This window comes from Stenotrophomonas sp. PA-6-5C (genome assembly GCF_021605635.1).
In the GTDB taxonomy this organism is placed as follows: domain Bacteria; phylum Pseudomonadota; class Gammaproteobacteria; order Xanthomonadales; family Xanthomonadaceae; genus Stenotrophomonas; species Stenotrophomonas lactitubi.
Map to the genome: position 1 here is coordinate 1 of NZ_WKEE01000103.1, position 6635 is coordinate 6635.

A 6635-nucleotide genomic window follows, 5' to 3' on the forward strand; every position below is an offset into this window, starting at 1 on the left:
GAAACTGGCAGAGGTCGGGCGGGGTGGGTTCGCGGGGGTGTCCGCGGCATGGATGCCGCGGCCAAGCCTCCAGGGACGGATTCACGGCGTCCCCCGCGAACCCACCCCGCCCGGCCAAGCGCGGCTTTTGATTTTGCTTCCGCCTTACGCGACCAACCAACCAACAGCCACGAGGGGCTGCGCCGTTGGCTGGAACAACCTGTTACCCGAACGGGGAATGCCACCGTCACGACAGCATGCGATGCTGACCGCCTTGATCCCTGCCAGCGAGAACGCCCGCATGACCACCATCATCGCCCCGCGCGTACACGACATCGGCGGCCTGGAAGTGCGCCGTGCAGTGCCCACTCTGCAGGCCCGCAGCATCGGCTCGTTCGTGTTCGTCGATCAGATGGGCCCGGCGCTCATGCACCCCGGTACGGCCATCGACGTGCGCCCGCATCCGCATATCGGCTTGGCCACCGTCACCTATCTGTGGTCGGGCGCCATCGGCCACCGCGACACGCTGGGTTCGGACCAGGTGATCCGCCCCGGCGACGTCAACTGGATGACCGCCGGCCGCGGCATCGCCCATTCCGAGCGCACGCCACAACTGGACCGCGACCATGACAACCCGATCCACGGCATGCAGACCTGGGTAGCGTTGCCGAAGTCGCATGAGGAAATCGAACCGGCGTTCTACCACCATGCCGCTGCCACCCTGCCCGAGCAGCGTCGCAACGGCGCCTGGCTGCGGGTGATCGCCGGACGCGCCTATGGCGAGGAGTCGCCGGTAAAGGTGTTCGCCGATACCCTCAACGTGGCGATAGACCTCGACCCGGATGCAGAGATCGACATCGATGATGGTCACCGCGAGCGTGCGCTGTACATCCTCGAGGGCGAAGCGCAGTTGGATGGCGTGGACATTCCCGCCCAGCACCTGGTGATTCCCGAAGCCGGTGCGCGTGGCCGCCTGCGCGCGAAGACGCCGGTGAAGGCGATGCTGTTCGGCGGCGAGCCGCTGGATGGCCCGCGCCATCTGTGGTGGAACTTCGTTTCCAGTTCGAAGGAACGCATCGAGCAGGCCAAGCACGACTGGGAAGCGGGGCGTTTCGGCACCATTCCCGGCGACGACAAGGAATTCATTCCCCTGCCCGAGCATTGAGCATCGCGTGTTGCACACATCCGAGGGTGTATCCCTGCACCCGGCGTTGACGCTACAGTCACCCGCTGATCACTGAAATGTGACATAAATCACACTTTAGACCGTCAAAGGAGTGCAACACATGAGCATGGGTAAACGCTTGTCCGCCGAGTTCCTCGGCACGTTCTGGCTGGTTCTGGGTGGCTGTGGCAGTGCCGTGCTGGCCGCCAAATTCGGTGGCGACGGCAATCCGCTGGGTATCGGTTTCCTCGGCGTGGCGCTGGCCTTCGGCCTGACCGTGGTGACCGGCGCCTACGCGTTCGGCCATATCTCCGGTGCGCACTTCAATCCGGCGGTCAGCGTGGGCCTGTGGGCCGGCGGCCGCTTCCCGACCAAGGATCTGCTGCCCTACATCATCGCCCAGGTGGCCGGCGGCCTGCTGGCCGGCTTCATCCTGCTGCAGATCGCCTCCGGTGCCAGCGGCTTCGCCATTGATGGCAGCCAGGCCGGCGCGTTCGCCAGCAACGGCTATGGTGCGCTGTCGCCCGGTGGCTACAGCGTGGCGGCCGCGTTCCTGTGCGAGGTGGTGCTCACGGCGGTGTTCCTGATCGTGATCATGGGCGCGACCCATGGCAAGGCGCCGGCGGGCTTCGCGCCGCTGGCCATCGGCCTGGCCCTGACCCTGATCCACCTGATCAGCATTCCGGTGACCAATACGTCGGTGAACCCGGCCCGCTCCACGGCGGTGGCCTTCTTCGCCGGCAGCGGCGCAACCGGTCAGCTGTGGCTGTTCTGGGTCGCCCCGCTGCTGGGCGGTGCGATCGGCGGCATCATCTACAAGTGGATCGGCAACGACCGCTGAGCCGTGACCGTGCCATTGCGGCCGACCTTCGGCCGCAATGGTTACGGATGTAACCGCGATTTGTGCGATCGCTCACGTTCCGTTAAGGTCTGGTCATCCACCCGTGCTTGTGCCGGGCTGGACGGCATCCGGGGATGGGATGCCTCGGCCGCCGGTGACACCGGCGGTGCCAACGACACGCCACCTTGGGGGATGCATGAAGTTCGCGCCTGTTGTTTTGTCGAGCCTGCTGTTCGTTGCGGCGTCTGCCTGCGCGCAGGCCCCGGTCGAATGCCCTTCGTTGCCCGCCAGCAGCGGCCTGCAGTGGCAGCAGCAGGCACAGTCCGGTTTCCTGGTCTGCCGCGCGGCCACCAGTGATGGTCGTGAAGTGCTGAGCCTGATGCTCAGCCAGCGCGATCCGGGCATTCCGCTGACCCGCTCGCTGCGCCAGGAAAAGGGCAGCTTTGCCGGTGAATCGATGTACTGGTACCAGCCGGATCTGGGCGGCCAGGAGCCACCCGGTTATGCCGAGCGCCGCATCAGCGTGGTCAAGCTGGACAAGGGTCGCTACGCGCAGATCGCGCTGTATCCCGACAGCTCGCAGGAACTGGGCACACTGCAGCAGCTTGCGCAGGGCATGAACCTGACGCCGTCTGCCGTGGCCGACGGCCGCTGAGAGGGTGCGGGGATGACTGCTTGGCAGCGTCCCCGCAGGATCCGGCACACCGGGCATCCGCCGGGCATGGCCCGGCGCTCCCCCTCAGAACCTGCCTTCCTGGAAATCAACGAAGGCCTGCATCAGTTCTTCGCGGGTGTTCATCACGAACGGGCCATGGCGCATCACCGGCTCGCGCAGCGGACGACCCGCCACCAGGATCAACCGCGCACCTTCAGCACCTGCCGAAAGATGCAGCTGCTCACCGCCGCCCAGCACCGCCAGTTCCTGCCGCGCCACGTCGCGCGCAGCATCCTGCTCGCCCACCGTCAGCCGGCCTTCGAACACATAGACGAACGCGTTGTGGCCTTCCGGCAGCGCATAGGTCCAGGCGCGGTCGGCAGCCAGTTCGATATCCAGGTACAGCGGATCGGTGGCGGGCTGCGCGATCGGGCCCGCCGTGCCCTCGACCGTACCGGCGATCACCTTGACCTGCACGCCCTCGGCCGGCCGCACCACCGGAATCTTTTCGGGAGCGAATTCCTGGTACTTCGGCGCGGTCATCTTGTCGCGCGCCGGCAGGTTCACCCACAACTGGAAGCCGCGCATCTGCCCGCTTTCCTGCTCGGGCATCTCCGAATGCACCAGACCACGGCCAGCGGTCATCCACTGCACGCTGCCCGGGGTCAGCAGCCCTTCGTTGCCGTGATTGTCGCGGTGCCGCATGCGGCCATCGAGCATGTAGGTAACGGTCTCGAAACCACGATGCGGATGCTCCGGGAAACCGGCGATGTAGTCCTCGGCACGATCGGTGCCGAATTCATCGAGCAGCAGGAACGGATCGAGGTCGGGCAGCGACGGACCGCCGATGACCCGGGTCAGGCGAACACCGGCACCGTCGGAGGTGGGCATGCCACGGATGGTGCGCAGGACGCGGACCGGCTCGGGAAGGCTCATGGTGACTCCTGTTGGATGGATGCCAGTAAAAATGGACGCTGCAGCGCGCAACGCCAATGGATGCCGTCGCAACCGATTGTTCCATCCCTGGTGTTCGCCGCATGTCATGTCCGCACGCCGGCACCGCCTGCGTTGGGGGCAGCGAGGGAACATCGCCACCGGCCACACCCATGTACGACCAAAGTACTACCGCTGAATGGTCCCGTGCACATTGACCCTGCCAAGGGCACGCGGGACTCTTTGCCTGTCTTTCCGGGAGAGAGCACCTCATGAAAGGTTTTTCCAAAATAGGCTGGGCGGCCCTCGCCCTGCTCGGCGCGTTCTGCCTGGGTACGGTGGCACTTCGACGCGGTGAGCACATCAATGCGTTGTGGATCGTGGTGGCGGCGGTGTCGCTGTACCTGGTCGCCTACCGCTTCTACAGCCTGTTCATCGCCGACAAGGTGATGCAGATCGATCCGACCCGGGCCACCCCGGCGGTGATCAACAACGATGGCCTGGACTACGTCCCGACCAACAAGCACGTACTGTTCGGCCACCACTTCGCCGCCATTGCCGGTGCCGGCCCGCTGGTCGGCCCGGTGCTGGCCGCGCAGATGGGCTACCTGCCCGGCCTGCTGTGGCTGGTGGTCGGCGTGGTGCTGGCCGGCGCGGTGCAGGACTTCATGGTCCTGTTCCTGTCCAGCCGCCGCAACGGCCGCTCACTGGGTGACCTGGTGCGCGAGGAGATGGGCCAGGTACCCGGCACCATCGCATTGTTCGGTGCCTTCCTGATCATGATCATCATCCTGGCCGTGCTGGCGATGGTGGTGGTCAAGGCGCTGGCGGAAAGCCCGTGGGGCATGTTCACGGTGATCGCCACGATGCCCATCGCGATCCTGATGGGCGTCTACATGCGCTACATCCGGCCGGGCAAGATCGGTGAGATCTCGGTGGTGGGCCTGGTGCTGCTGCTGGCCGCAATCTGGTTCGGCGGCAAGGTGGCGGCAGACCCGACCTGGGGCCCGGCCTTTACCTTCACCGGCACCCAGATCACCTGGATGCTGATCGGCTACGGCTTCGTCGCCTCGGTGCTGCCGGTGTGGCTGCTGCTGGCACCGCGCGATTACCTGTCGACCTTCCTGAAGATCGGCACGATCATCGCGCTGGCCATCGGCATCCTGGTGGTGATGCCGGAACTGAAGATGCCGGCGCTGACCCAGTTCGCCGCCAGCGGCGACGGCCCGGTGTGGAAGGGCGGCATGTTCCCGTTCCTGTTCATCACCATCGCCTGCGGCGCGGTGTCGGGCTTCCATGCACTGATTTCTTCGGGTACCACACCGAAGCTGCTGGCCAATGAAGCGCACATGCGCTACATCGGCTACGGCGGCATGTTGATGGAATCGTTCGTGGCCGTGATGGCACTGGTGGCCGCTTCGATCATCGATCCGGGCATCTACTTCGCGATGAACAGCCCGGCAGCCGTGATCGGTGCCGATGCAGCGTCGGCCGCGCACTACATCACCAACACCTGGGGCTTCACCATCACCCCCGAACAGCTGACGGCCACGGCCGCAGCGATCGGTGAACCAACCATCCTGCACCGTGCCGGTGGTGCGCCCACCCTGGCGGTGGGCATCGCGCAGATCCTGCATGAAGCGATCCCCAGCAGCAGCGACGCGATGATGGCGTTCTGGTACCACTTCGCCATTCTGTTCGAAGCACTGTTCATCCTCACCGCTGTGGATGCGGGCACCCGTGCCGGTCGCTTCATGCTGCAGGACCTGCTCGGCAACTTCATTCCTGCACTGAAGAAGACCGAATCGTGGACCGCCAACATCATCGGTACGGCCGGCTGCGTGGCGCTGTGGGGCTACCTGCTGTACACCGGTGTGGTCGATCCGTTCGGCGGCATCCAGACGTTGTGGCCGTTGTTCGGCATCTCCAACCAGATGCTGGCGGGCATTGCGCTGATGCTGGGTACGGTGGTGCTGTTCAAGATGAAGCGCGACCGTTACGCGTGGGTCACCGCGCTGCCTGCGGTGTGGCTGCTGATCTGCACCACCTACGCCGGCTTCATCAAGATCTTCGACAGCAATCCGGCGCAGGGCTTCCTGGCCCAGGCACACAAGTTCCAGGACGCGTTGGCCAGCGGCACCATCACCGCACCGGCGAAGTCGGTGGCACAGATGCAGCAGATCGTGGTCAACGCCTACGTCAACACCGGCTTGACTGCGCTGTTCCTGCTGGTGGTGGCGTCGGTGCTGGTGTATTCGATCAAGACGATCGTGGCGGCGCGCCGCAATCCGCAGCGCAGCGACCGCGAGACCCCGTACGTGGCACTGAAGCCGCATGAAATGGTGGACCTGTAATGAGTACGCAACTGGTTCCGGTGGGGCAGTACCAGGCGCATCGCCGCCTATGGCGACGTCTGGTGCAGACGGCTCGGCTGTGCTGCGGCATTCCCGACTACGACAACTACGTGCGGCATGTGCGGGAGAAGCATCCGGACCGCGAGCCGATGGACTACAAGACGTTCTTCCGCGAGCGGCAGGAAGCGCGGTATGGCGGGCGCAACGGTGGTCGCTGCTGTTGAAGTATGAAGTGGGTGCCGGGCTTGCAGCCCGGCGCCCGCAGAAGCAACTGCAACTGCAACTGCAACGGCCGAAGCGTCGGCTCTGGGTTTCTGTTTGGTTGGCGGGGCGGTGTCGGATTGCGGGGACGCCGCAAGTACGTCCCTGTAGGCTTGGCAGCCGCATCCATGCGGCTGACACCCCGCAATCCGACACCGCCCCACCTTCGACAGATTTCCGGTGGCCAGTAGATCCACGCCATGCGTGGATGAATGTCCATCGAAATCGAATATTTCGACAATTGATCGAATGATCGAAGAGCATCCACGCACGGCGTGGATCTACCGTGTCGACCAAGGTCGACACCCACCAAGAGCAGCCATGCCATTCCGGCAGATTGCGGAAAACTGTCGGAGGCGGGGTGGGTCCGGTTGCGGGAGAGTGAGCGCCATGGATGGCGCGACCGAGGCTCCATGGACGTACTTGCGCCGTCCCCCGCAACCGGAC

The 6635-nt window shown here is 65.0% G+C and carries 6 protein-coding genes; 5 read left to right on the top strand and 1 reads right to left on the bottom strand.

Translation table 11 applies throughout. The annotated features are described in order from the left end of the window. Positions 1–280: 280 nt before the first annotated feature. From GIW57_RS23480 to GIW57_RS23490, 3 genes are all read left to right on the top strand, one after another. Entirely contained in the window at positions 281–1144 is an 864-nt protein-coding gene (locus GIW57_RS23480) for a pirin family protein (RefSeq protein WP_100554174.1), read from the top strand. Between the two features lie 121 nt (positions 1145–1265). Next, positions 1266–1985 (top strand): aquaporin Z, encoded by a 720-nt coding sequence (gene aqpZ / locus GIW57_RS23485; RefSeq protein WP_089236428.1) that lies wholly within the window; start codon positions 1266–1268, stop codon positions 1983–1985. Between the two features lie 196 nt (positions 1986–2181). Next, positions 2182–2640, top strand: a complete 459-nt coding sequence (locus GIW57_RS23490) for a hypothetical protein (RefSeq protein WP_236513116.1) — start codon at positions 2182–2184, stop codon at positions 2638–2640. Positions 2641–2724: 84 nt separating this feature from the next. Here GIW57_RS23490 and GIW57_RS23495 read toward each other — a convergent pair whose 3' ends face one another. After that, positions 2725–3576: a pirin family protein gene (locus GIW57_RS23495; RefSeq protein WP_236513118.1), complete on the bottom strand. Its 852-nt coding sequence runs from the start codon at positions 3574–3576 to the stop codon at positions 2725–2727. A 269-nt stretch (positions 3577–3845) separates the two neighbouring features. On the opposite strand from GIW57_RS23495, the gene GIW57_RS23500 reads away from it, so the two are divergent. Both GIW57_RS23500 and GIW57_RS23505 read left to right on the top strand, forming a co-directional pair. Beyond that, positions 3846–5927 carry a carbon starvation CstA family protein gene (locus tag GIW57_RS23500; RefSeq protein ID WP_100460021.1) on the top strand — a complete coding sequence of 694 codons (2082 nt, stop codon included), beginning with the start codon at positions 3846–3848 and terminating at the stop codon, positions 5925–5927. Further along, on the top strand, positions 5927–6151 hold the full coding sequence (locus GIW57_RS23505; protein WP_089236433.1) for a CstA-like transporter-associated (seleno)protein: 225 nt from the start codon (positions 5927–5929) through the stop codon (positions 6149–6151). Before GIW57_RS23500 ends, GIW57_RS23505 begins: the two co-directional genes overlap by 1 nt. Positions 6152–6635 lie beyond the last annotated feature (484 nt).

Bases quoted from the DNA above. Each gene is read 5' to 3' on its own strand.
- GIW57_RS23505 (WP_089236433.1), top strand. From the start codon at position 5,927: ATGAGTACGCAACTGGTTCCGGTGGGGCAGTACCAGGCGCATCGCCGC.
- GIW57_RS23490 (WP_236513116.1), top strand. From the start codon at position 2,182: ATGAAGTTCGCGCCTGTTGTTTTGTCGAGCCTGCTGTTCGTTGCGGCG.
- GIW57_RS23500 (WP_100460021.1), top strand. From the start codon at position 3,846: ATGAAAGGTTTTTCCAAAATAGGCTGGGCGGCCCTCGCCCTGCTCGGC.
- aqpZ (WP_089236428.1), top strand. From the start codon at position 1,266: ATGAGCATGGGTAAACGCTTGTCCGCCGAGTTCCTCGGCACGTTCTGG.
- GIW57_RS23480 (WP_100554174.1), top strand. From the start codon at position 281: ATGACCACCATCATCGCCCCGCGCGTACACGACATCGGCGGCCTGGAA.
- GIW57_RS23495 (WP_236513118.1), bottom strand. From the start codon at position 3,576: ATGAGCCTTCCCGAGCCGGTCCGCGTCCTGCGCACCATCCGTGGCATG.